The sequence below is a fragment of the Longispora urticae genome (assembly GCF_053902585.1).
Map to the genome: position 1 here is coordinate 165,335 of NZ_JAQZSH010000028.1, position 20,586 is coordinate 185,920.

General features: G+C 74.8%; 20 protein-coding genes. 12 read left to right on the forward strand and 8 right to left on the reverse strand.

All coding sequences use genetic code 11. The features are described 5' to 3' along the window. The first annotated feature begins 15 nt into the window (after positions 1 to 15). Positions 16 to 564, forward strand: a complete 549-nt coding sequence (locus PT931_RS18660; RefSeq protein WP_456247002.1) for an EF-hand domain-containing protein — start codon at positions 16 to 18, stop codon at positions 562 to 564. A 145-nt stretch (positions 565 to 709) separates the two neighbouring features. Here the strand turns inward: PT931_RS18660 and PT931_RS18665 are convergent, their stop codons facing one another. Together PT931_RS18665 and PT931_RS18670 are read right to left on the reverse strand one after the other, a co-directional pair. Further along, on the reverse strand, positions 710 to 2,482 hold the full coding sequence (locus PT931_RS18665) for an ABC transporter ATP-binding protein (protein ID WP_456247117.1): 1,773 nt from the start codon (positions 2,480 to 2,482) through the stop codon (positions 710 to 712). A 26-nt stretch (positions 2,483 to 2,508) separates the two neighbouring features. Next, entirely contained in the window at positions 2,509 to 4,176 is a 1,668-nt protein-coding gene (locus PT931_RS18670; protein WP_456247003.1) for an ABC transporter ATP-binding protein, read from the reverse strand. A gap of 42 nt (positions 4,177 to 4,218) precedes the next feature. Between PT931_RS18670 and PT931_RS18675 the strand changes: the two genes are divergently transcribed. From PT931_RS18675 to PT931_RS18705, 7 genes are all read left to right on the forward strand, one after another. Next, complete coding sequence (locus PT931_RS18675; RefSeq protein ID WP_456247004.1) at positions 4,219 to 5,229, forward strand: FecCD family ABC transporter permease; 1,011 nt, start codon at positions 4,219 to 4,221, stop codon at positions 5,227 to 5,229. Then, complete coding sequence (locus PT931_RS18680; protein WP_456247005.1) at positions 5,226 to 6,251, forward strand: FecCD family ABC transporter permease; 1,026 nt, start codon at positions 5,226 to 5,228, stop codon at positions 6,249 to 6,251. The genes PT931_RS18675 and PT931_RS18680 overlap by 4 nt, the downstream gene beginning before the upstream one ends. After that, entirely contained in the window at positions 6,248 to 7,045 is a 798-nt protein-coding gene (locus tag PT931_RS18685) for an ABC transporter ATP-binding protein (protein WP_456247006.1), read from the forward strand. Before PT931_RS18680 ends, PT931_RS18685 begins: the two co-directional genes overlap by 4 nt. A 67-nt stretch (positions 7,046 to 7,112) precedes the next feature. Next, complete coding sequence (locus PT931_RS18690) at positions 7,113 to 7,622, forward strand: SigE family RNA polymerase sigma factor (protein WP_456247007.1); 510 nt, start codon at positions 7,113 to 7,115, stop codon at positions 7,620 to 7,622. Next, positions 7,619 to 8,989 carry a hypothetical protein gene (locus PT931_RS18695; protein WP_456247008.1) on the forward strand — a complete coding sequence of 457 codons (1,371 nt, stop codon included), beginning with the start codon at positions 7,619 to 7,621 and terminating at the stop codon, positions 8,987 to 8,989. The genes PT931_RS18690 and PT931_RS18695 overlap by 4 nt, the downstream gene beginning before the upstream one ends. Positions 8,990 to 9,041: 52 nt before the next feature. Further along, positions 9,042 to 10,622, forward strand: coding sequence for a hypothetical protein (locus PT931_RS18700; protein ID WP_456247009.1), 1,581 nt, complete (start codon positions 9,042 to 9,044; stop codon positions 10,620 to 10,622). Between the two features lie 47 nt (positions 10,623 to 10,669). Next, on the forward strand, positions 10,670 to 11,290 hold the full coding sequence (locus tag PT931_RS18705; protein WP_456247010.1) for an L-threonylcarbamoyladenylate synthase: 621 nt from the start codon (positions 10,670 to 10,672) through the stop codon (positions 11,288 to 11,290). A gap of 202 nt (positions 11,291 to 11,492) precedes the next feature. Here PT931_RS18705 and PT931_RS18710 read toward each other — a convergent pair whose 3' ends face one another. Further along, entirely contained in the window at positions 11,493 to 11,978 is a 486-nt protein-coding gene (locus tag PT931_RS18710) for a carboxymuconolactone decarboxylase family protein (protein WP_456247011.1), read from the reverse strand. Positions 11,979 to 12,151: 173 nt separating this feature from the next. Between PT931_RS18710 and PT931_RS18715 the strand changes: the two genes are divergently transcribed. Beyond that, positions 12,152 to 13,042: an RNA polymerase sigma-70 factor gene (locus PT931_RS18715; protein WP_456247012.1), complete on the forward strand. Its 891-nt coding sequence runs from the start codon at positions 12,152 to 12,154 to the stop codon at positions 13,040 to 13,042. A 73-nt stretch (positions 13,043 to 13,115) separates the two neighbouring features. Here PT931_RS18715 and PT931_RS18720 read toward each other — a convergent pair whose 3' ends face one another. Beyond that, entirely contained in the window at positions 13,116 to 13,922 is an 807-nt protein-coding gene (locus PT931_RS18720) for a DinB family protein (protein ID WP_456247013.1), read from the reverse strand. Positions 13,923 to 14,128: 206 nt separating this feature from the next. On the opposite strand from PT931_RS18720, the gene PT931_RS18725 reads away from it, so the two are divergent. Next, the gene (locus PT931_RS18725; protein ID WP_456247014.1) at positions 14,129 to 14,443 is read left to right on the forward strand and encodes a hypothetical protein; all 315 of its coding nucleotides are present in this window, start codon (positions 14,129 to 14,131) and stop codon (positions 14,441 to 14,443) included. Here PT931_RS18725 and PT931_RS18730 read toward each other — a convergent pair. The 4 genes from PT931_RS18730 to PT931_RS18745 form a co-directional block, all read right to left on the reverse strand. Beyond that, a complete protein-coding gene (locus PT931_RS18730) occupies positions 14,440 to 14,646 on the reverse strand; it encodes a response regulator transcription factor (RefSeq protein WP_456247015.1) in 207 nt (68 codons plus the stop codon). The genes PT931_RS18725 and PT931_RS18730 overlap by 4 nt on opposite strands. After that, on the reverse strand, positions 14,646 to 15,374 hold the full coding sequence (locus PT931_RS18735; protein ID WP_456247016.1) for a nucleoside deaminase: 729 nt from the start codon (positions 15,372 to 15,374) through the stop codon (positions 14,646 to 14,648). The genes PT931_RS18730 and PT931_RS18735 overlap by 1 nt, the downstream gene beginning before the upstream one ends. Before the next feature lie 63 nt (positions 15,375 to 15,437). Next, positions 15,438 to 16,520 carry a glycosyltransferase gene (locus PT931_RS18740; RefSeq protein WP_456247017.1) on the reverse strand — a complete coding sequence of 361 codons (1,083 nt, stop codon included), beginning with the start codon at positions 16,518 to 16,520 and terminating at the stop codon, positions 15,438 to 15,440. Further along, positions 16,517 to 17,668: a glycosyltransferase family 4 protein gene (locus PT931_RS18745; RefSeq protein ID WP_456247018.1), complete on the reverse strand. Its 1,152-nt coding sequence runs from the start codon at positions 17,666 to 17,668 to the stop codon at positions 16,517 to 16,519. Before PT931_RS18745 ends, PT931_RS18740 begins: the two co-directional genes overlap by 4 nt. Before the next feature lie 153 nt (positions 17,669 to 17,821). Between PT931_RS18745 and mptB the strand changes: the two genes are divergently transcribed. Together mptB and PT931_RS18755 are read left to right on the forward strand one after the other, a co-directional pair. Continuing rightward, positions 17,822 to 19,255: a polyprenol phosphomannose-dependent alpha 1,6 mannosyltransferase MptB gene (gene mptB, locus PT931_RS18750; protein ID WP_456247019.1), complete on the forward strand. Its 1,434-nt coding sequence runs from the start codon at positions 17,822 to 17,824 to the stop codon at positions 19,253 to 19,255. Then, positions 19,249 to 20,382: a glycosyltransferase family 87 protein gene (locus PT931_RS18755; protein ID WP_456247020.1), complete on the forward strand. Its 1,134-nt coding sequence runs from the start codon at positions 19,249 to 19,251 to the stop codon at positions 20,380 to 20,382. Before mptB ends, PT931_RS18755 begins: the two co-directional genes overlap by 7 nt. Positions 20,383 to 20,586 lie beyond the last annotated feature (204 nt).

Consider the following 20,586-nt stretch of genomic DNA (forward strand, 5'->3'; position numbering starts at 1 on the left):
CCTTATTGTAGGGGGATGACTTCGACCTTTCAGGACACGAAACTCGACAAGGCCTTCGGGCACCTCGACGTCGACGGCAACGGCGTCGTCGAGCACGCCGACGTCCTCGCCCTCGGCAGCCGGTTGTTCGCCGGCTTCGGCGAGGCCCCGACCAGCCCGAAGGGCCAGCAGGTCCTCAACGGACTGGAGACCTTCTGGCAGACGCTGCTGTCGGCGACCGACCTCGACGGCGACCGGCGGATCTCCCCGGCGGAGTGGCGGACCGGGATGGCCAACGCGTTCATCCACGACCGCGCGGGCTTCGACGCGGGGCTGCGGCCGGCCGCCGAGGCCGTGATGCGGCTCGCCGACACCGACGGGGACGGGGTGGTCGGCCTCGCCGAGTTCCACACCCTGCAGGCCGCGTTCGGCACGCCGGCCGAGCAGGTCGCGCCGAGCTTCGCGCGGCTGGACGCCGACGGCAGCGGCACGCTGTCCGTCGACGAGCTGGTCGCGGCCACCCGGGTGTACTACACGGGCGCGGACGAGGACGCCGCCGGGAACTGGTTCTTCGGCCAGGTCTGAGCGGGACCGGACCGGGCTCGGATCCGGGCGGGCCACGACGAACGCGGCGGCCGGCCCGGATCAACCGTCGGCCCGGCGCACAGGACCGGCCCCACACCTGCGGCCAGCGCGACCAGCTCGGCGTCGGGCCCGCGCGGCGTCGGCCTCAGGCGCCCTGCCGGGTGTCCGACCACGCCTCCCACAGCGACGCGTACCGACCACCGGCCGCGACCAGTTCCGCGTGTGTCCCCGTCTCCACCACCGTGCCGGCCGCCATCACCACGACCCGATCGGCGGCCGCCGCCTGGGTGAGCCGGTGGGCGACGACGAGCGCGGTCCGGCCCTCCAGTGCCCGGTTCGCCGCCGCCTCCAGGACCCGGGAGCCGGCGCTGCCCGCGTCGGCGGTCGCCTCGTCCAGGATCGCGATCGGCGGGTCGGCGAGGACCAGCCGGGCCAGGGCGACCTGCTGGGCCTGCGTGACGGTGAGCCGGTGCCCCTCGTCCCCGACGAGGGTGTCCAGGCCCTCGGGCAGCGCGTCCACCCAGGTCAGTGCGCCGACCTTCTCCAAGGCGTCGCGCAGGTCGGACTCGGCGGCCCCGGGCCGGGCGAGGCGCAGGTCCTCGGCGAGCGGGCCGGCGAAGACGTGCACCTCCTGGCTGATCAGCGCCACGGTCCGGCGGGTCGCCTCCGGGCCGAGGGCGTCGAGGCTGCTGCCGCCGAGCAGGATCTCGCCGCCGTCGGGCCGGTGCACGCCCGCGACGAGCTTGGCGAGGGTGGTCTTGCCGGCCCCGCTGGCCCCGACGAGCGCGACCCGTTCGCCGGGGGCGAGGGTGAGGTCGACGCCGTGCAGGACGGGATGGCCGGGCAGGTAGCCGTGCCGGAGTCCGACGACCTTCACCGAGGAGTCGGCGGCCGTGCCGGGGCGGGCGGGCTCGGCGGCGACGGGCAGGTCCGCGACGCCGACCAGCCGCGACAGGCTCGCGGTGGCCGACTGCGCGTCGTCGACGAGGGCGAGGGCGGAGTTGATCGGGTTGAAGAGGCTGTGGAAGTACAGGGCGGCGGCGGTGGCCGTCCCCAGGGTGACCGTGTCGTTGCCGACCAGCACGAAGCCGGCGATCAGCACCCCGGCGAGGCCGATGTACTCGGCCAGGTTCAGCCGGGCGTAGAACCGGGTCAGGAGCCGGATGCCGCGCAGGGTGAGGTCCACCGTGGTCTGGGAGCGGCCGCGGACCCGGTCCACGTGCTCGTCGGCGAGCCGGAACGCCCGCACGGTGCGCGCGCCGCCCACCGTGTCGAGGAGCTGCTGTTGGAGGGTGCCGGCGGCGACCCGCTGCTGGGCGTACAGCGGGATGGCCCGCCGGCTGTACCAGCGGACGGTGTGCAGCTGGACCGGCACGGCGAGGAGGACGACGAGCAGGAACCGCCAGTCGAGTACGGCGAGCCCGACGAGGGTCAGGACGATGGTGAGCAGGGCGCTGGCGAACTCGGGCAGCGCCTGGCGCACGGCGCGGGCGATGACGGACACGTCGGTGGTGACCCGGGCGCTGAGGTCGCCGGAGCCGGCCCGTTCGACCTGGTCGAGCGGCAGGTGCAGGGCCCGGGCGACGAACCGTTCGCGGAGGGCGGCGAGCATGCTCTCCCCGAGCCGGGCGACGAGCGAGCCGCCGATGCCGGTGGCCACGCCCCGGCCGAGGGCGGCGACGACGAGCAGCAGCACGGGGACCGTGATCGCGCCGGCCGGCCGGTGGTCGACGACGAGGTCGACGATCCGGCCGAGCAGGGGCGCGGTGAGCAGGCCGACGGCGGTGCCGGTGACCATGACGGCCAGCGCGCCGAGGGCGAGGCCTCGGAACGGCCGGAGCAGTTCGGCGACGGCCGCCCGGGTCCGGGGGCCGTCGGCGGTGGGGAGCAGGACGCGGTCCGGGGACGCCTCGGTCATGGGGTGCTCCTCCAGCGGTGTGGCCGTCACGCGAGGACCGTCGCGCGGTAGCCGGGGTGGTCGCGGACCAGGTCGGGGTGGGTGCCCTCGGCCGTGACGGTCCCGTCGTGCAGGACGACGACCCGGTCGGTGACCGCGAGCAGGGCGGGGCTGGTCGTGACGAGGATGGTGGTCCGGCCCCGGCGCAGTTCCCGGACCCCGGCGGCGATCCGGGCCTCGGTGACGGTGTCGACGGCGGTGGTCGGGTCGTGCACCACCAGGACGGGCGGGTCGGCGGCGAGCGCCCGGGCGAGGGCGACCCGTTGGCGCTGCCCGCCGGACAGCGACCGGCCGCGTTCGGTGACGACGGTGTCCAGGCCCTGCGGCAGGGCCCCGGCGACCTCGTCGGCGAGGGAGGCGCCCAGCGCGGCGTCGACGGAGCCGGCGCCCCGCACGTTGTCCAGGACGCTGCCCTCGAACAGGTCGGCGTCGTGCGCGGCGACCAGGATCGCGGTCCGCACTCCGGCCGGGTCGAGTTCGGACAGCGCGCGGCCGTCGAGTTCGACGGTGCCGGAGTACGGGTCGACGTCGCGGCCCAGGCAGTCCAGCAGCGCGCTGGCGGCGAGCGGGTCGGCGGCGACCACGCCGAGGAACTCACCGGGCGCGACGTCGAGGTGCAGGTCGCGGAGCGCGGCGTGCTGGACGGACCGGAACCGGACCCCGCCCCGCACCGGGGTGCGCGGCGTGTCGGTGCCGTCGGCGGCGGTGTGCGGGGCGGCCAGGACGGTCGCGATCCGGGCGGCCGAGGCCCGGCCCTGGGCGAACTCCCCGTTGACCCACGCGAACGTCTCGAACGGGGTGAGCAGGAACAGCGCGAGGCCGACGGCGGCGACGAGCCCGCCGATGCTGATGTCGCCCTCGGCGGCGAGCCGGCCGCCGACGAGCGCGACGGCGGCGATGAACACGCCGGTCAGGGTGACGATGGCCCCGTTGTTCCAGGCCTGGGCGCGGGCGGCGCGCAGGGTGGCCGCGAGGGAGTCGCGGCTCGTCGCCCGGTACCGGGACACGGCCACCGCCTCGGCCCCGATCCCCTTGAGTACCCGCAGGCCGGCGACGAGGTCGGCGGCGATCCCGGAGGCGTGCGCGGCGCGGTCCTGTTCGACGTCGCTGCGCCGTTCCAGGGGGCGGCCGATCAGGTGGGCGAGGAACAGCAGCGGCGGGGTGCCGAGCAGGACGAGCAGTCCGAGGGGTACGGAGACCCGGAGCAGCGCCACCGCGCCCGTGGTGATGCCGAGCAGCGCCGCGATGCCCCAGACCAGGGCCCCGTTGACGGCGCCGACCCGCTGCGCGTCGCTCGTGGCGAGGGTGACCAGCGCGCCGGACAGCCGGCCGGTGTCGGCACCGCCCCGGGGGTGCAGGACGCGTTCGGTGACGGACACCCGCAGGACGTGGGCGGCCTGTTCGTTGGCGCGTTCGGCGGACCGGGCGCTGAGCCGGAAGCTGGTGGACAGCGCGGCGAACACCACGCCCAGGACGGCGAGCCACGCCCAGAGCTGCCAGCTGTTCCCGGTGGCCACCGCGCGGTCGATGACGACGCCGATCAGGACCGGGACCATGACCTCGCCGGCCTGGTGCGCGGCGGCGAGCACCGCACCGAGGGCGATGTGCCGCGCCTGGCCTCTGATCGAGCGCCGTAAGAGTTGGCCTGCGCTCACGCCCCACCCCCTTTTTGGAAAAGCTTAGGCTAACCTAATGGCGTGACTGCCCCCCTCGCACCTGCCCTCCGTGCGGTCGGTCTGCTGGTCGCGGTCTGCTTCCTGGGTACGTTGTGCCTGCTCAGCCTCTGGGTCGGCTCCCGGCACCTGGCCGTCGGTACCACCTGGGACCTGCTCTGGGACCCCGACGACTCCACCGAGGCGGCCATCGTGCACGGCGTGCGCGTCCCCCGCACCGTGCTCGCCGTCGCCGTCGGGGCGGCGCTCGGCCTGTCCGGAGCCCTGATGCAGGCCCTGACCCGCAACCCGCTCGCCGATCCCGGCCTGCTCGGCGTCAACATGGGCTCGGCGACGGCCGTGGTGGTCGCGATCGCGTTCCTGCAGATCACCTCCGTCGCCGGCTACGTCTGGTTCGCGTTCGCCGGCGCCGCGCTGGCGACCGTGCTGGTGTACGGGCTCGGCTCGGCCGGCCGGTCCGGGGCCACCCCCGAACGCCTGGTCCTCGCCGGGGCGGCCGTCACCGCCGCGCTGGGCGCGTTCAACATGGCGGTCCTGCTGCTCTTTCCGGCCGCGTTCAACAAGTTCCGGTTCTGGGACGTCGGCTCGCTGACCGGCCGCAAGATGGACCTGGTGTACACGGTCGGCCCGTTCCTCTTCTTCGGCACGGTGCTGGCGCTCGGCCTGGCCCGGTCCCTCAACGCGCTCAGCCTCGGCGACGACGCGGGCCGGGCGCTGGGCGCGAAGGTCGGCCGGACCCGGGTCCTCGGCGCGGTGTCCGTCACCCTGCTGTGCGGGGCGGCCACGGCCACCGCCGGCCCGATCGGGTTCGTCGGCCTCACGGTGCCGCACGTCGCCCGGATGATCGTGGGCGCCGACCAGCGCTGGGTGCTCGCGTACTCGATGGTCCTGGCCCCCGTCCTGCTGCTCGGCGCGGACATCGTCGGCCGGGTGGTGATCGCGCCCGGCGAGTTGCAGGTGGGCATCGTGACCGCCCTGATCGGCGGGCCGGTGTTCCTGGCCCTGTGCCGGCGGCGGAAGCTGGCCCGGCTGTGAAGGCGCTGCGTACGCCGGGCGACCGGCTGTCCGTGCGGTACGCGCCCCGGGCGGCGGCCGTGTGCCTGGTCCTCGGGTCGGTCACCGTCGCGGTCGCCGTGCTGGCGCTGACCACCGGGGACTACCCGCTGACCGTGCCGGAGGTCGTCTCCGTGCTCGTCGGGCGGGGCGACACGGTCACGGACCTCGTCGTCGGCACGCTGCGGCTGCCCCGGGTCCTCGCGGGCCTGCTGGTGGGCGCCGCGCTCGGGGTGAGCGGCGCGCTGTTCCAGAGCCTGACCCGCAACCCGCTCGGCAGCCCCGACATCGTGGGCTTCACGACCGGCTCGGCGACCGGCGCGCTGGTGGTGATCCTGCTGCTCGGCGGCGACCCGTCGGCGGTGGCGGTCGGGGCCGTGCTCGGCGGGCTGGCCACCGCCGTGGTGGTGTACCTGCTCGCGGTCCGGGGCGGCATGCAGGGCACCCGGCTGATCCTGATGGGGATCGGGGTGAGCGCGATGCTGCTGTCCGTCAACGCGTACCTGATCACCCGGGCCTCCTGGCAGGACGCGCTCGCCGCCCAGTCCTGGCTGATCGGCAGCCTCAACGGGCGGCAGTGGGACGAGGTCGTGCCCCTGGCCGCCGCGGTGGCGGTGCTGCTGCCCGTGGCGCTGTACCAGGGGCGGCGGCTGGCCCTCCTGGAGATGGGCGACGACGCGGCGCACGCGCTCGGCGTACCGGTGCGGCGGACCCGGCTGGCGCTCGTCGCGGTCGGGGTGGCCCTGGCGGCCGTGGCCACGGCGGCGGCCGGCCCGATCGGGTTCGTCGCGCTCGCGGCCCCGCAGATCGCCCGCCGGCTGACCCGGTCGACGGGCACGGCGCTGTTCGCGGCGGGCCTGACGGGCGCGCTGCTGCTGGCGGGGTGCGACCTGGCCACCCAGCGGCTCGCGCCCACCCTGCCGGTCGGCATCGCCACCGGCGCGGTCGGCGGCTGCTACCTGGCCTGGCTCCTGGCCCACTCCTGGCGGAAGGCGACCCGATGACCCGGCTGTACGCGCAGAACCTGACGCTCGCCTACGAGCAGCGCACCGTCGCCACCGGGCTCGGCGTGGAGATCCCGGACGGGTCGTTCACCGTGATCGTCGGGCCCAACGCGTGCGGCAAGTCCACGCTGCTGCGGGCCCTGGCGCGGATGCTCAAACCGAAGACCGGCGGGGTGTACCTGGACGGGGCGCTGATCTCCTCGTACCCGTCGAAAGAAGTGGCCCGTAGGCTCGGTCTGCTGCCCCAGTCGTCCACCGCCCCCGACGGGATCACGGTGGCCGACCTGGTGGCCCGGGGCCGCTACCCGCACCAGCGGCTGCTGCGCCAGTGGTCCCGCGAGGACGAGGCGGCCGTCGCCGAGGCCCTGTACCGCACGCACACGGCCGAGCTGGCCGACCGCTACGTCGACGAGCTGTCCGGCGGGCAGCGGCAGCGGGTGTGGCTGGCCATGGTCCTCGCCCAGCGCACCGGCATCCTGCTGCTGGACGAGCCGACCACGTTCCTGGACATCGCGCACCAGCACGAGGTGCTCGACCTGTGCGCCGACCTGCACGAACGTGAGGGACACACCCTGGTCGCGGTGCTGCACGAGCTCAACCAGGCCGCCCGGTACGCCACGCACCTGGTCGCGATGCGCCGGGGCGGGACGATCGCGGCCCAGGGCGACCCGCGCGACGTGATCACCCCGGAGCTGGTCGCGGAGGTGTTCGGCCTGCCGTGCCGGGTGATCGAGGACCCGGAGACGGGTACCCCGCTCGTGGTGCCCCTGCGCCGGCAGCGCACCGTGGTCTGATCTCAACCATCCGACGCCCTGCTCGCGTTTACCTGGGGAGAGACCACCCACGAAAGAAGGCGGACGCGTGCGCGACGAGGGCTTCCGCGAGTTCGTGACCTCCTGTGCCCCGGCGCTGTCCCGGACCGCCTACCTGCTCACCGGCGACCACCACCTCGCCGAGGACCTGTTGCAGTCCGCGCTCGCCAACTGCCACCGGCACTGGCGGCGGATCCGGCACGACAACCCGGCCGGCTACGTCCGCCGGGCCATGCACCGCGAACACATCTCCTGGTGGAGACGCAGACGTCCACCCGAGCGCCTGCTGGGCGAGCCGGACCCGGGCCACGCCGCCCCCGGGGACCTGGCCGAGCAGGCCGCCCTGCGGCTCACGATGACCGGGGCGCTCGCCGTGCTCACCGCCCGGCAGCGGGCCGTGGTGGTGCTCCGGTTCTACGACGACCTGACCGAGGCCGAGACCGCCCGGGTGCTCGGCTGCACGGTCGGCACGGTCAAGCGGCACGGCCACGACGCGCTGGCCCGACTGCGCGCGCACCTGCCCGGGGCGTTCGCCGAGCACACGGAGGTGCCGTCATGACCGAGCAACTGCGCCGTTCGCTGCGCGAGACGGCCCAACAGGCGGAGACCTATCCGGTGTACGAGCGCGCGCTGCGCACCTCGCGCCGACGCGGCCGGGCCCGGGCGGCGGCGGCCGTGGCGGGGCTGGCCGTGCTCGCCGTGCTGCTGGTCACCGGGCTGCCGGGCGCGGTGCGGGTGGTCAGCGAGCCGGCCGCGCCCCGCCCCGGCGTGCCGTCCCTGCCGGACCGGCTGGAGGTGCCGCCCGCGTTCCACACCAAGCTGGCCGGGAACCCGCCCGGGGCGGCGTCGGTGATCTTCGGCGGCGAGCCGTTCGTGGGCTTCGACCTGCCTCGACAGTTCAACGAGGAAGGCGACCTCGCCGTGGTCGGCGCGCACGACGACGTGACCCGGGTGTGGCCGGTCCCGTACGAGGCGAGCGCGGGCGGGTCGGTGGCCCTGTCCCCGGACGGCACCAAGCTCGCCGTCGCGGGCGGCATCGACCGGCGCCGGATCTCGCTGATCATCCTCGACCTGGTCACCGGCGGGTCCAGATCCCTCGGCGACTGGGGCGGCCCCGGGCCCGCGACGCCGATCGCCTGGTCGCCGGACGGCCGCACCCTGGCCGTCTCGGCCTACCACGATCTGCACGACGAGCTGGGCCTGGTGGACGTGGCCACCGACACGTACCGCGCGGTCGGCGCACTCACCCCCGACTCCAATCCCCTGACGTTCGACTTCGCGTTCGACCCGGACGGGCGGCGGTTCGTCTACCGGGCCGACGACCAGCTGATCGTCGTCGGCCCGGACCTGAAGGAGCAGTCCCGGTTCCCGATCGCCGCGGACACGTTCCTCGCCGGCCGGGGCGCCTGGCTGCCGGACGGCTCCGCCCTGCTCACCCAGCGCCGCCAGCCGGACGGCAGCTGGCTCCTCACCGGCCGCGACCCGGCCACCGGCGCGTCGGTCCCGGGGGTGCGGTGGACGACCGGGCCGGGGCTGTCCGCCGCGCGGCTGCTGGGCTGGGGACCGGACGGCGACCCGGTGCTCGTGGCCTACGTCGCCGAGGCCGGGTACGAGCCCAACGGGCGCGGTGCCCCGTCCACCTACGACGCGGTGCGTACCGTGCGGGTCGTCGCCCTGTCCGCCTCCGGCCGGTCCCGCACCCTGCTCACCGCCGCGGACGGCATCGAGACGCTCGACGTGTCCGCCGACGTGATCGCGGGCGGGCTGGTCCGTCCGGCCGACCCGCCCAGGTTCGGGGTGCTGTCGGTGGTGGGGGCGGTCCTGCTGGCCGGGGTGGGGGCGCTGGTGGTCCTGGGGTTCGTCCGGCGGCGGGCCCGGAGACGGGCCCTCGGTGACGATGCGTCATGGCTGAACTCCTCAGAGTGAGAGGTTCGGCTCGGCTCGGCGGTCCCAGGAACGGTCCGTAGGCTGGGTCACCGTGCGTACCCCTCTGCGCCTGCTGATCCTGGCTGCCGTCCTCCTCGTCGTCGGGTGGCTGCTCCTGCCCTGGGAGTGGTCGCTGATCGACGATGGTCAGGCCCTCGGGCACGTCCGGACGATCGGGGTGCGGCAGACCGCCGAGCTGTACCGGTTCACCGACTCCAGCTGGGGCCTGTTCCGGCCGATGTTCTGGCTGTACATGGGCACGTTCTACCTGCTCCCGGTCAAGATCGCCTTCACGGTACGGATGCTGATGCTCGCCGTGGCCGTCGCCGTGCCGGCGTGGCTGGTCTGGCACCGGACCGGCAGCCGGTGGCTCGCCGCCTGGGCCGCGCTGCTGCTGACCGGGAACCCGAGCCTGCTGCGCAACCTGGCGTACCCGTCGCTGCAGGAGGGGCCCGGCGTGGCCCTCGTCGCGCTGGGGCTGCTGCCCTACCGTCGACCCTGGCCCCGGATCGTGTTCTGGCTGGCGGCCGCGTGGTTCAAGTCCCCGTTCTCGTGGCTGCTGGTCTGCTACGGGCTGCTGCTCCTCGTCCGGCCCGGGGAGCGCCGGGTCAGCGACCGGCTGCACGGGGCGGTCGCACTGGTCGCCGGGGCGGGCACGATCGTGACCGCCTACTCCTACAGCCGGGCCGGGGACTACACGAGTTCCCTGGAATTCGGGGCCGGGAAGCTGTTCGGCTCCGCGCTGGACGCCGCCCGGCAGGTGGGGCCGCCGGTGCTGGTGGTCGCACTGGGCGTGCTGGCGTTCGGCCTGCGGTACGGCTTCCGGCGCGGGGAGGCGCTGCGGTCCGCCGGCTGGCCGCTCCGCCAACGGACCGCGTCCGCGCCTCTCGGGCGGCGGACCACGTCCTGGCCGTTCGGCCAGCGGGCCGCGTCCGGGTCGGAGCTCCGGGTGACCAGCCGGTCCCGTGACGCCGGCGGATCGGTTGTCCGGTGCGCCACCGGCGGGACGGACTCCCCCGCGGTCACCGCCGGGACGGGCTCCCCGGTGGTCACCGCCGGGTCCGCGTCGCCGGAGATCGCCGCACCCGGGTCCGGGGCGGGCGCGCGCCCGCGTCCGGCTGGCCGGGACGCGGAGAACGTCGCGTGGGCGGTGCTCGGCGGCGGCGCGCTGTACCTGGCGAACCTGCTGCCCTGGAAGACCGACGAGCACTACGCCGGCCCGTTCGTCTACCTGCTCATGGCGGCCGTCGTCCTGTCGGTGACGCCGACCCGGGCCCCGCGCCGCGCCGCCCTGCTCGCCGCCGCCCTCGCGGCCCTCCTCCTCACCGGCATCGGCGCCCGGTACGTCTACCGCAACGTCGCCAACACCGCCCAGCTGGAGGCCTGCGTACTCGGCATGCCCGGCGGGCCCGTGGTCGGCTACAACCGCCAGGAAGGCGCCCCCCGGCTCACCGAGCTGACCCGGCTCCGCCGCCCCGGCTGGCCCGGCCAGGTGATCTGGGTCCCGAACGGCGCACCGGCCGAGGTGGACTACTACATCCACCAGGACCAGTACGGCCCCGGCACGGGCGCGCTGATGGCCGGCCCCGTCGTGTGCCGCACCCCACTGGCCACCGTGTACCGGACCCGGTGACGGCGCGTTCCGACCACGCCCCCGGGGCGAGGGACTAGGCTCACCCCGTGGCTAGGTACCTGGACGTGCACCCCGACAACCCGCAGGCGCGCTCGATCAGTCAGGTCGTGGACCTGATCCGGGGCGGTGGGCTGGTCGCCTACCCGACCGACTCCTGCTTCGCCTTCGGCTGCCAGATGGGGAACAAGGCCGGGCTGGACCGGATCCGCGAGATCCGCAAGCTCGACGACCGGCACCACTTCACCCTGGTGTGCAGCGACTTCGCGCAGCTCGGCCAGTTCGTGAAGATCAGCAACGCGGTGTTCCGCCTGATCAAGGCCGCGACCCCGGGCAGCTACACGTTCATCCTGCCCGCGACCCGCGAGGTGCCCCGCCGGCTGCTGCACCCGAAGAAGCAGACCGTCGGCGTCCGGATCCCCGACCACAAGGTCGTCCAGGCGCTGCTCGCCGAGCTCGGCGAGCCCCTGCTGTCGAGCACGCTGCTGCTGCCGGGCGACGACGAGCCGATGACGAACGGCTGGGACATCAAGGAGCGGCTCGACCACCAGATCGACGCGGTGATCGACTCCGGGGACTGCGGGGTCGAGCCGACGACCGTCGTGGACCTGTCCGGGGACGAGCCGGAGATCCTCCGGGTGGGCGCGGGAGATCCGACACCGTTCGAGTAGGGCGGTCGGGGTCAGGCGGGGCCGGTGACATCTTCGCGGGTGACCTGGGCTGGGCAGTGGTCGTCCGGGACCGGGCCGGTGGCCACTCGTAACCCTCTCAAGATCTTGATCTGAGGGGTACCGGCGGCGCGGAGCCGCAGGCGCGGCGGACACGGCGGGGCCCGGCCCCGGTCGGTGGACCGCGGGCCGGGCCGGGGCGCCGTCAGTTCAGCGCGGCGGCGAGCATGCCGGGCTGGTAGGAGCCGCCCGGGTTGCGCACGATCACGTTGAACCGGTTGGCCGCGTTGATGAAGGCGATCAGGCAGATCAGCGCGCCGAGCTGCTCGTCGTCGTAGTGTTCGCGCGCCTCGGCCCAGGTCGCGTCGGACACGCCGTCGTGGGCGTCGGCGAGCCGGGTGCCCTCCTCGGTCAGGGCCAGCGCGGCCCGCTCGGCCGGGGTGAACACGGTGGCCTCGCGCCACACCGCCACCATGTGGAGGCGTTGCGGGGTCTCGCCGGCGGCGTCGGCCTCCTTGGTGTGCATGTCGACGCAGAACGCGCAGCCGTTGATCTGGCTGGCCCGCAGGTTCACCAGTTCCTGGGTGGCCTTCGGCAGCGTCGACAGTCCGATGAGCATGCCGGCGTTGTGGAGCCGCTGGGCGACCTTCGTGGCGGTCGGGCTGTCGAACAGGTTGAACCGGGCTTCCATGACTTCGTCCTCACTCGTGGTGTCGCGTACCGAACGAACACAAGATGCCGGCGGGGCCGCGCCTGTGACAGCGCGGCCACGTGACGCACGACACCGGCCGCCGGTGTCACAGGGCGGTGGCGGCCGGCGTCTCGTGCGTGACAGAGTCATGATCGAACAGACGGGAGCCAGCGATGAGCGAGCAGATGGACACCGCCACCGAGGCGTTCATCGCCCACCGCAATCTGCTGTTCACGGTCGCCTACGAGATGCTCGGCTCGGCCGCCGACGCCGAGGACGTCCTGCAGGAGACGTGGCTGCGGTGGGTGGGCGTCGACCTCGACGAGGTGCGCGAACCGCGGGCGTACCTGGTCCGGATCACCACCCGCCAGGCGCTCACCCGGCTGCGCACGGTGGGCCGGCGCAAGGAGTCCTACGTCGGCACGTGGCTGCCCGAACCCCTGCTGACCGCGCCCGACGTCGCCGAGGACGTCGAGCTGGCCGAGAGCATGTCGATGGCGATGCTGCTGGTCCTGGAGACGCTCACGCCGACGGAGCGCGCGGTGTTCGTCCTCCGCGAGGTGTTCGACCTGGACTACGACGAGATCGCCGGGGCCGTCGACAAGTCCCCGGCGGCGGTCCGCCAGATCGCGCACCGGGCCCGGGCGCACGTCGCCGCGCGCCGACCGCGCGGGGTCGCCTCCCGGGCCGAGACCAGGGACGCGCTCGCGGCGTTCCAGCGGGCGATCGAGACCGGTGACCTGCAGGGCCTGCTCGACCTGCTCGCGCCGGACGTCGTGCTGCTCGGCGACGGTGGCGGCGTCGTCAAGGCCGTGCTGCGGCCCATCCAGGGCGCCGACAAGGTGGCCCGTCTGATGGCGGCGGGTCTGCCCCGGCTCGACGGCGTGGTGTCGGTCGAGGCGGTCTGGGTCAACGGTGGTCCGGGGCTGATCATCCGGCGCAACGGGGAGGTCGACGACGTCGTGGCGGTGCGGATCGACGACGGGCTGGTCAGCGGGCTCTACGTCGTGCGCAATCCGCAGAAGCTGTCGCGGGTCGAGCAGGAGACGACGCTGAGCCGGTGAGGACCGCCCCGGCCCGGCGCCGGTGCGTCCACGACCACCGAGCGGCCCGGTGCCGCCGCCGGACGGGTGGCGGCTACCGCTGCCGGAGGGCCAGGGCGTCCAGGTCCCGTTCGGCGTAGAGCCGGTGCTCCCACTCCTCGTTGAGGACGACCAGCAGGCACTCCCGCACCGGGTAGCTGCGCGGCTCCGGCCACCCGGGACCCTCCACCGGTACGGTGCGGCCGTCGAGCGACTCGGCGGTCAGGCCCCCGATGTACCGGCGCACGGTGCCCATCCGGTCCCGCCGCAGGTCGAGCACGACGTCGAGCGGCGGCCGGACGGCGCGGTCGCGCGGTACGCCCGGCGTGTCGGGCATCTCGTCCCACGGCAGGTCCAGCGGATGCCACGGCGCCGGGTCACCGAGCACGGCCCGCCCGATCCAGCAGTCGGTGGCGAACGCCAGGTGCCGCAGGGTCTCGGTGAACGACCACTCGCCGCCGACGGACTCGTGCAGGAGTTCGGGCGGCAGGGCGCGGGCCCGTTCGACGGTACCGTCCCAGAGCCGCTCGACGATGTCCCACGCCGCCCGGAAACCGGCCGGGTCGGTCGGTCGCATCGCGGCCCGCAGCGGGTCGCGCCGGTTCAGCTCGGCGTCGATCAGGGGGCCGACGTCGACGCCGTTGATCGTCAGGTTGACGATCTCGCCGTGGATGTCGACGTTGACCAGCTCGACGCCGCGCATCACGACGTCACGCACCGCGACGTTCCGGAGCTGGGCGTCCGCCAGGTCGACGGAACGCAGCCGCGCGCCGGTCAGGTCGACCCGCTCGAAGGTCGCGCCGGCCAGGGTGCTCCGTTCGAACCGCGCGCCGCGCAGGTCCTCGCCGATGAAGTCAGCCACCCGGCGACGATAACCCACCCCGCCGTCGCCCGGCGGGTCGAATGACCGGCGGCTTCCGCCGCACCCGGCGGGGTGACCGAGTTCGGCCGGTTGCGGCGGATCGTCGCACGTCAGGGGTGGGCAAGGGGCTGTGCGGCCTCTGGTACCGGCCCCGCCGCGGGCGTACTCTCACCAGCCACGAGGGCGGGAGGAACGAGGTCCGGGCGATGACGGGTGAGGTGGACGACGCCGAGTTCGAGCCGGAGCCGGTGGAGCGGCAGCCGGTGCGGGCGGTGTCGGTGCTGCTCGGGCTGCTGCTGATCGCGTGGCTGGTCGGCACGCCCGTGCTGTACCTGGAGGGCTCCCTGGTCAGCGGGTTCGAGCATCCGGACCGGTACGAGACGGCTCACGAGTTCGGGGTGCTCGTGCCGGCGCTGGGGCTCGTGACGGCGATCATCAGCCGGCAGCGCGAATGGATCCTCGCCTACGTCCTCGGCATCCTGTGCGCCGTGGTGCTCCTGGTCGGGGTGGCCACGGGTTAGGGCGCCGTCGCGAGGGCGCCGGCCATCAGGAGGGCGAGGAGTTCGCGGCGGCTGCGGACCCCCGTCTTGGTGAAGACGGCTTTGAGGTGGTCCTGGACGGTCAGCGGGCTGAGGGTGAGCCGGGCCGCGATGTCGCGGGTGGTGCGGCCCCGCGCGACGTGCAGCGCCACCGCCTGTTCCCTGCCGGTGAGCCCGTAGCTCATCAGGGCGACGGGCAGCGCCTCGGCCGGTCCCGGTGCGGCGCCGGTGTGCCACTGTCCTCGGAGGAGTCCGGCTGGGCGGGTGCCCCCGCCGGGACGTCGCGGAGTTCCGCCCACACGGCCTCCAGGGCCTCGGGCGCCGACAGTGTCCGCAGCCGGTCGGCGGTGGGCGCCAGCCGGCGGGCCACCCGCAACACGTCCGGCGCGGCCTCCTCGTGGCAGGCCTGGACGAGCCGCATGTCCCGTTCCACGGCCGCGATCAGGTGCAGGACCGCCGCCCAGGTGCCGACAGGCCCCGGCAGCGGGCCCTCGCGGACCGTCCAGCGCCGGGCGACGTGGTGGTTGAGCCCGGGGACCTCGTCCATCGCGTACCACATGGGGTCGGTGGCCGCGAACCGCACGGTGCCCACGTGGCAGAACCGCAGCGCCACCGTACACAGCAGGCAGGGTTCCAGCGTCGTGTACAGCACGTGGTCGGTGTAGTCGGCGGCCGGCAGGGTCGCCAGCGCGTTGATCTCGGCGTGCGCGATCCGGCTGCCGGCGACGAGTCCCGGGCCGGCGGAGTTCTCGTTCCAGTGGTTGCGCCCGGTCCGCACGACCGTGCCGGCCGCGTCGACGAGCACCGCGCCGACCGGCAGGCTTCCGGCCCGGAAGGACTCCCAGGCCAGGTCGAAGCAGGCCCGCCACGCCGGTTCCAGGTCCGCCCAGGCATCGATGGCGTTCGTCGGCATGCCGGCCAGCCTGACACATCAGGGGGTGCGCGCGCCGTCCCGGCCGTCGGGGTGCGACCCCGGTCAGATCTCCGTGTGCACCGCGAGGAACCCGCGCACGGCCGCGTCCCACCCGAACAGCTCCGCCCGGGCCCGCGCCGCCGCCCGCCGCTCCCCCTCGGGCCGGGCGAGCAGCTCCACGACGCCGGCGGACATGTCGTCCCCGGCCACGGCCACCCCGGCGTCGCCGACCACCCCGGGCAGCGCGCTCGACGCGCTCACCACGACCGGGGACCCGCAGGCCAGGGCCTCCAGGGCGGCGAGGCCGAACGTCTCCACCGGCCCGGGGGCGAGCACGACGTCGGCGGAGGCGAGCAGGTCGGCGAGGGTGTCGCGGTCGGCGACCCAGCCGGTGAACGTGACGGGCAGCCCGGCGGCCTCGGCCTCCAGCCGTTCGCGCAGCGGCCCGTCTCCGGCGATGACGAGGCGGGCCGGCACGCCCCGGGCCCGCAGTGCCCGCAGCGTGGTCAGGGCCCGGTGCGGCCGCTTCTCCAGGGACAGCCGGACGCAGCAGACGAGCAGCACCTCGCCGGGCTCGCGCGTTTGCCGGCGGTCGGGGCGGAACAGATCGAGATCGACGCCGAGGGGTACGCGGGCCACGTTGTCCGCACCGATCCGGTCGAACTCGCGGGTCGCCCAGTCCGTGGTGCAGATGACCCGGTCGTAGTCCCGGGCGGTCGAGCGGTTCAGGCGGCCGGCCAGCCAGCGCAGGGCCGGCCCGGGCAGCCGGGCGACGCCGAGCAGCCCGTCGAGGCTCTCGTGCGACACCATCACGGCCGGTACGCCGTGCGCGCGGGCCCACGCGCCCGTCCAGCGCAGGGTGGTGCGGTCGGACACCTCGAGCCGGTCGGGGTCGAGCCGGTCCAGGACGTCGAGGAGCGGCCGGCGGCGGAGCATCACCCGGTAGCCGCCGAGGCCGGGTACGTGCACGCCGGGCAGGGTGATGACCCGGCCCTGGGGGGTGTGCTCGTCGGCGGCGCGTTCGCCCGGGATCACCAGGACCGGTTCGTGGCCGGCGTCGGCGTAGCCCTGGCCGAGGGAGTACAGGGCGGTGCGCAGGCCGCCGGAGGTGGGCGTGACGAAGTTGGCGAGCCGGACGATCCTCACGCGGCGGTCACCGGGAGGGGCGCGGCGGGCAGCGTGCGGGCCGCGCCGACCGCCGCGTAGTGCGCGATCAGCTCGTCGGTCAGCGCGCCCCAGGTCCGGCGGGCGACGGCCTCCCGCGCGGCCAGGCCGTACGCGCGCCGGCGGGCCGGGTCGGCCACCAGGTCGGCGACGGCGGCGGTGACGGCCTCCTCGTCGGACGGCGCGACCAGGGTGCCCGTCACTCCCGGCTCGACGAGGTCGAGGGGTCCGCCGGCCGCCGGGGCCACGACGGGCAGGCCGCTGGCCAGGGCCTCCTGCACGGTCTGGCAGAACGTCTCGTGCGGTCCGGTGTGCACGGACACGTCGAGGCTGGCGTAGATCCGGGCCAGGTCGGCGCCGCGCCGGGTGCCGAGGAACACCGCGTCCGGCATCGCCCGGCGCACGGACTCCCGGGTCGGCCCGTCGCCCACGACCACGACCTTCACCCCGGGCAGCCGGGACGCGCCGGCGAGCAGGTCGACGCGCTTCTCCCGGGCGAGGCGGCCCACGTACCCGACGATGATCTCGCCACGCGGGGCCAGTTCGCGGCGCAGGGTCTCGTCGCGGTGTCCGGGATGGAAGAGTTCGGTGTCCACGCCACGCCCCCAGCGTCGCACGCGGAGCACGCCCCGCCCGGTCAGTTCGTCGGCCGTCGAGGAGGACGGCGCCAGCGTCAGGGCCGCCTGCGCGTGCACCCGGCGGACCCAGCCCCAGGCCATCGACTCGGCGAGGCCGACCCGGTACGCGCGGGCGAAGCCCGGCACATCCGTCTGGTACACGGCCACGATCGGCACCCCCAGCTCGACCGCCGCCCTGGCCCCCCACGCGCCCAGCACGAACGGGCTGGCCAGGTGCACCACGTCGGGGCGGTGCGCCCGGAGCGCCTCCAGGATCCGCCGGCTCGGCAGGCCCAGGCGCACACTCGGGTAGCCCATCATGGGCACGGAGCCGACCCGCAGTACCGGATAGGGCTCCGGGTCCTTGGCGGGCAGCAGGGCGGACGCCGGCCTCGGGGCGATGACCAAGGGACTGTGGCCCCGGGCGACCAGATGGTCTGCCACCCGGGCCACCGAGTTGGCCACGCCGTTGACGTCCGGCGAGTACGACTCTGTGATGATCGCGACTCGCATGTCCGCACCGTAGGCAATGTCACGGGTGCGCCGGGCGTCGCGCGGTTGACGAGCAGACGAAGAGATATCGAACACCTTCCCTGACACCTGGACGTCACCCGGACGTCCACCCGATCCCGTCTCCGCGTCACGCGCCACTGACAAGGTGCCTGGGTGTTGAGCCTGGTCGTCGCCGCGGTCCCGGCCGCCGAACACCGACGCTGCCGCGCGCTCGGGTTCGTCGGTTCGTCAGTGGTGGCCCTCGGCGGGTTGGCGGCCGGCGCGCTGCCGGTGCGCGACACGCTCACCCCGGTGCGCGACCTGGGCGACCTGCGCGGGTACGCCACCCTCGGCCTGGCCTGCACCTACTTCGGACTCGCGCTCCTCGTCCTGGCCTGGTGGTGGCTGGGCACGATCCGGCCGCCCGCCAAGGGCCTGCTGGTCACGTTCGCGGTGTGGGCCGGGCCGCTGGTCCTCGGGCCGCCCCTGTTCAGCCGGGACGTGTACAGCTACCTCGCCCAGGGCCAGATGGTCGGCGCGCACATCGACGTGTACCAGTACGGCCCGGCCGCGCTCGGCGGCAACCTGGCCGCGCAGGTCCCGGCGATCTGGCAGACGACCCCCACCCCGTACGGGCCGGTGTTCCTCGCGCTGGCCACCCGGGTCGCCCGGCTCGCCGACGGGCACGTCGCCGGCGGCGTCCTCGGCATGCGCGCGGTCGCCCTCCTCGGCGTCGTCCTGCTGGCCGCCTGCCTGCCCCGGCTCGCCCGGGCCTGCGGGGTCGACCCGTCCCCCGCCGTCTGGCTGGGCCTGCTCAACCCGCTGGTCCTGCTGCACCTCGTCGCCGGCGCGCACAACGACGCGGTGATGCTCGGCCTGCTCGTCGCCGGCCTGGTGCTCGCCCTGGACCGCCGGCCCCTGCTCGGCGCCGTGCTGGTCACACTCGCCGCCCTGGTCAAGGCGCCGGCCGCGCTGGGCCTGCTCGTGGTGGCCGCCATCTGGGCCGGGCAGTTCGCGGGCCGGTGGCGCTGGCCCCGGGCCATCGGGGCGGCCGGCGCGACCGGGCTGGCGACCACGGTGCTGGCCACCGGGATCGCGGGCACCGGATACGGCTGGATCGGGGCCCTGAGCACGCCCATCTCGGCCACCAACTGGTCGGTGACCAGCGCGCTCGGCCGGCTCACCGGACTCGTGCTCGACACCCACCTCGGGGTCTCCGCGTGGCGGTGGATCGGACTCGGGGCGGTCGGCGCGATCGGCGTCGTCGTGTGGCTACGGCGCGAACAGCTCGGCGTCGTGCACGCCCTCGGCCTGTGCCTGGCCGCGACGGCGGTGCTCGGGCCGGCGCTGCGGACCTGGTACCTGCTCTGGGGGCTGGTCCCGATCGCGGCGGCGGCCCCGGCGGGCGCCGTTCGCCGGTGGGCGGCGGCGGCCAGCGGACTGCTCGCCCTGGCGGTGCTGCCCGACGGGTTCGGCCCGGACCCGCAACGCCTCGCCGTGTCGCTCGCGGGCGGCGTGGTCGCCCTGGTGGCCGTGTGGTGGTGGGCGACCGGCACGGACCTGGCCGTCGGGCCCCGGCTCGACGCGGTCGGCTACCGGCTGTGGTGACCCGCCGGATCCTCCTCGTGTCGGGACTGGCCCTGGCCGTGGCCGTGTTCATCGCCCTCGCGCCCGGGCACCGGGGCTGGTTCGACGTCGGCGTCTACCACGGCACCGTGCACCACTGGCTGGCCGGCGGCGACCCGTACGAGTACCTGCGCCCGCCCACCGACCTGTACGGCTTCACCTATCCCCCGTTCGCGCTGCTGTGCATGCTGCCGATGGCCCTGCTCGGCTGGCACGCGACCGTGGCCGTCAGCGTGGCCCTGAACGTCGCGGCGTCGGCCGTGCTCCTGTGGTGGCTGGTCGACCCCGTGGCCCGCCGCCGGGGCTGGAGCCGGTGGTACGCGTTCGCGCTCGCCGGCTGCCTGCTCGCCTTCTACGGCCCGGCCCGCGACACCGTCAGCTTCGGCCAGGTCAACCTGCTGCTCCTCGTCCTCGTGCTCGCCGACTGGCGGCTGCTGTCCGGCCGGTGGGCCCGGTACGCGGGGATCGGGATCGGGCTGGCCGCCGCGGTCAAGCTCACCCCGGCCCTGTTCGTCGGGTACCTGGTGCTCACCGGGCGCTGGCGGGCCGCGGCCACGGCGGTGGCGACCTGCGCGGGTGCGACCCTGGCCGCGTTCGCGCTGCTGCCGGGGGCGTCCCGGGAGTTCTGGACCGCGACCCTGTGGGACACGTCCCGGGTCGGGAACCTCGCGTACGTGTCGAACCAGTCGGTGCAGGGCGCGCTCGCCCGGTTCGGCGCCACCGACCGGCTGCCCTGGGTGCTCGCCGTCCTGGCGGTGCTCGCCGTCTGGGCGTACCGGATCCGGCGCGCCGACCCGCTCCCCGGCTTCGCGCTGACCGGCCTGGCCGCGTGCCTGGTCAGCCCGGTCACCTGGGTGCACCACCTGGTCTGGCTGCTCCCGGCGCTGGTGGTGCTCGCCGACGCGGGCCGGTACAGACTGGCCGCCGCCGGCTACCTGCTGCTGTCCAGCAGCATGGTCTGGCTGTGGTGGGACGACGGCCGCAGCCCGCTCGGGGTGCTCGGGAGCAACGCGTTCGTCTGGATCGCCCTCGCCCTGCTGGTGGGCCTCCCGCTGCGCGACGCGCGCGACCGTACCCCCGAAAAGGTGCTTTTGCCCTCTGGGGTCTGATCCTTTCCCGGCACATTGGGCGAGTCGGCCGATTCGTGAGACTCTTGGTGAACACGGCTCGCACCGGGTTGTCGTCCACAGAACGGACGCCCTGGTCGCCCGCGTTCCGCACCGCCATCGTTCGGGTCCGCTCACCGCGGGCGCTCTCCCCGTCGTCCCGCCCCGCGCGCCGCGACGGGGGCGCACGACGCACCCGTTTTCCCC

Bases quoted from the DNA above. Each gene is read 5' to 3' on its own strand.
- PT931_RS18685 (WP_456247006.1), top strand. From the start codon at position 6,248: ATGACCCGGCTGTACGCGCAGAACCTGACGCTCGCCTACGAGCAGCGC.
- PT931_RS18745 (WP_456247018.1), bottom strand. From the start codon at position 17,668: ATGCGAGTCGCGATCATCACAGAGTCGTACTCGCCGGACGTCAACGGC.
- PT931_RS18695 (WP_456247008.1), top strand. From the start codon at position 7,619: ATGACCGAGCAACTGCGCCGTTCGCTGCGCGAGACGGCCCAACAGGCG.
- PT931_RS18730 (WP_456247015.1), bottom strand. From the start codon at position 14,646: ATGAGCTACGGGCTCACCGGCAGGGAACAGGCGGTGGCGCTGCACGTC.
- PT931_RS18725 (WP_456247014.1), top strand. From the start codon at position 14,129: ATGACGGGTGAGGTGGACGACGCCGAGTTCGAGCCGGAGCCGGTGGAG.
- PT931_RS18715 (WP_456247012.1), top strand. From the start codon at position 12,152: ATGAGCGAGCAGATGGACACCGCCACCGAGGCGTTCATCGCCCACCGC.
- PT931_RS18710 (WP_456247011.1), bottom strand. From the start codon at position 11,978: ATGGAAGCCCGGTTCAACCTGTTCGACAGCCCGACCGCCACGAAGGTC.
- PT931_RS18665 (WP_456247117.1), bottom strand. From the start codon at position 2,482: ATGACCGAGGCGTCCCCGGACCGCGTCCTGCTCCCCACCGCCGACGGC.
- PT931_RS18735 (WP_456247016.1), bottom strand. From the start codon at position 15,374: ATGCCGACGAACGCCATCGATGCCTGGGCGGACCTGGAACCGGCGTGG.
- PT931_RS18660 (WP_456247002.1), top strand. From the start codon at position 16: ATGACTTCGACCTTTCAGGACACGAAACTCGACAAGGCCTTCGGGCAC.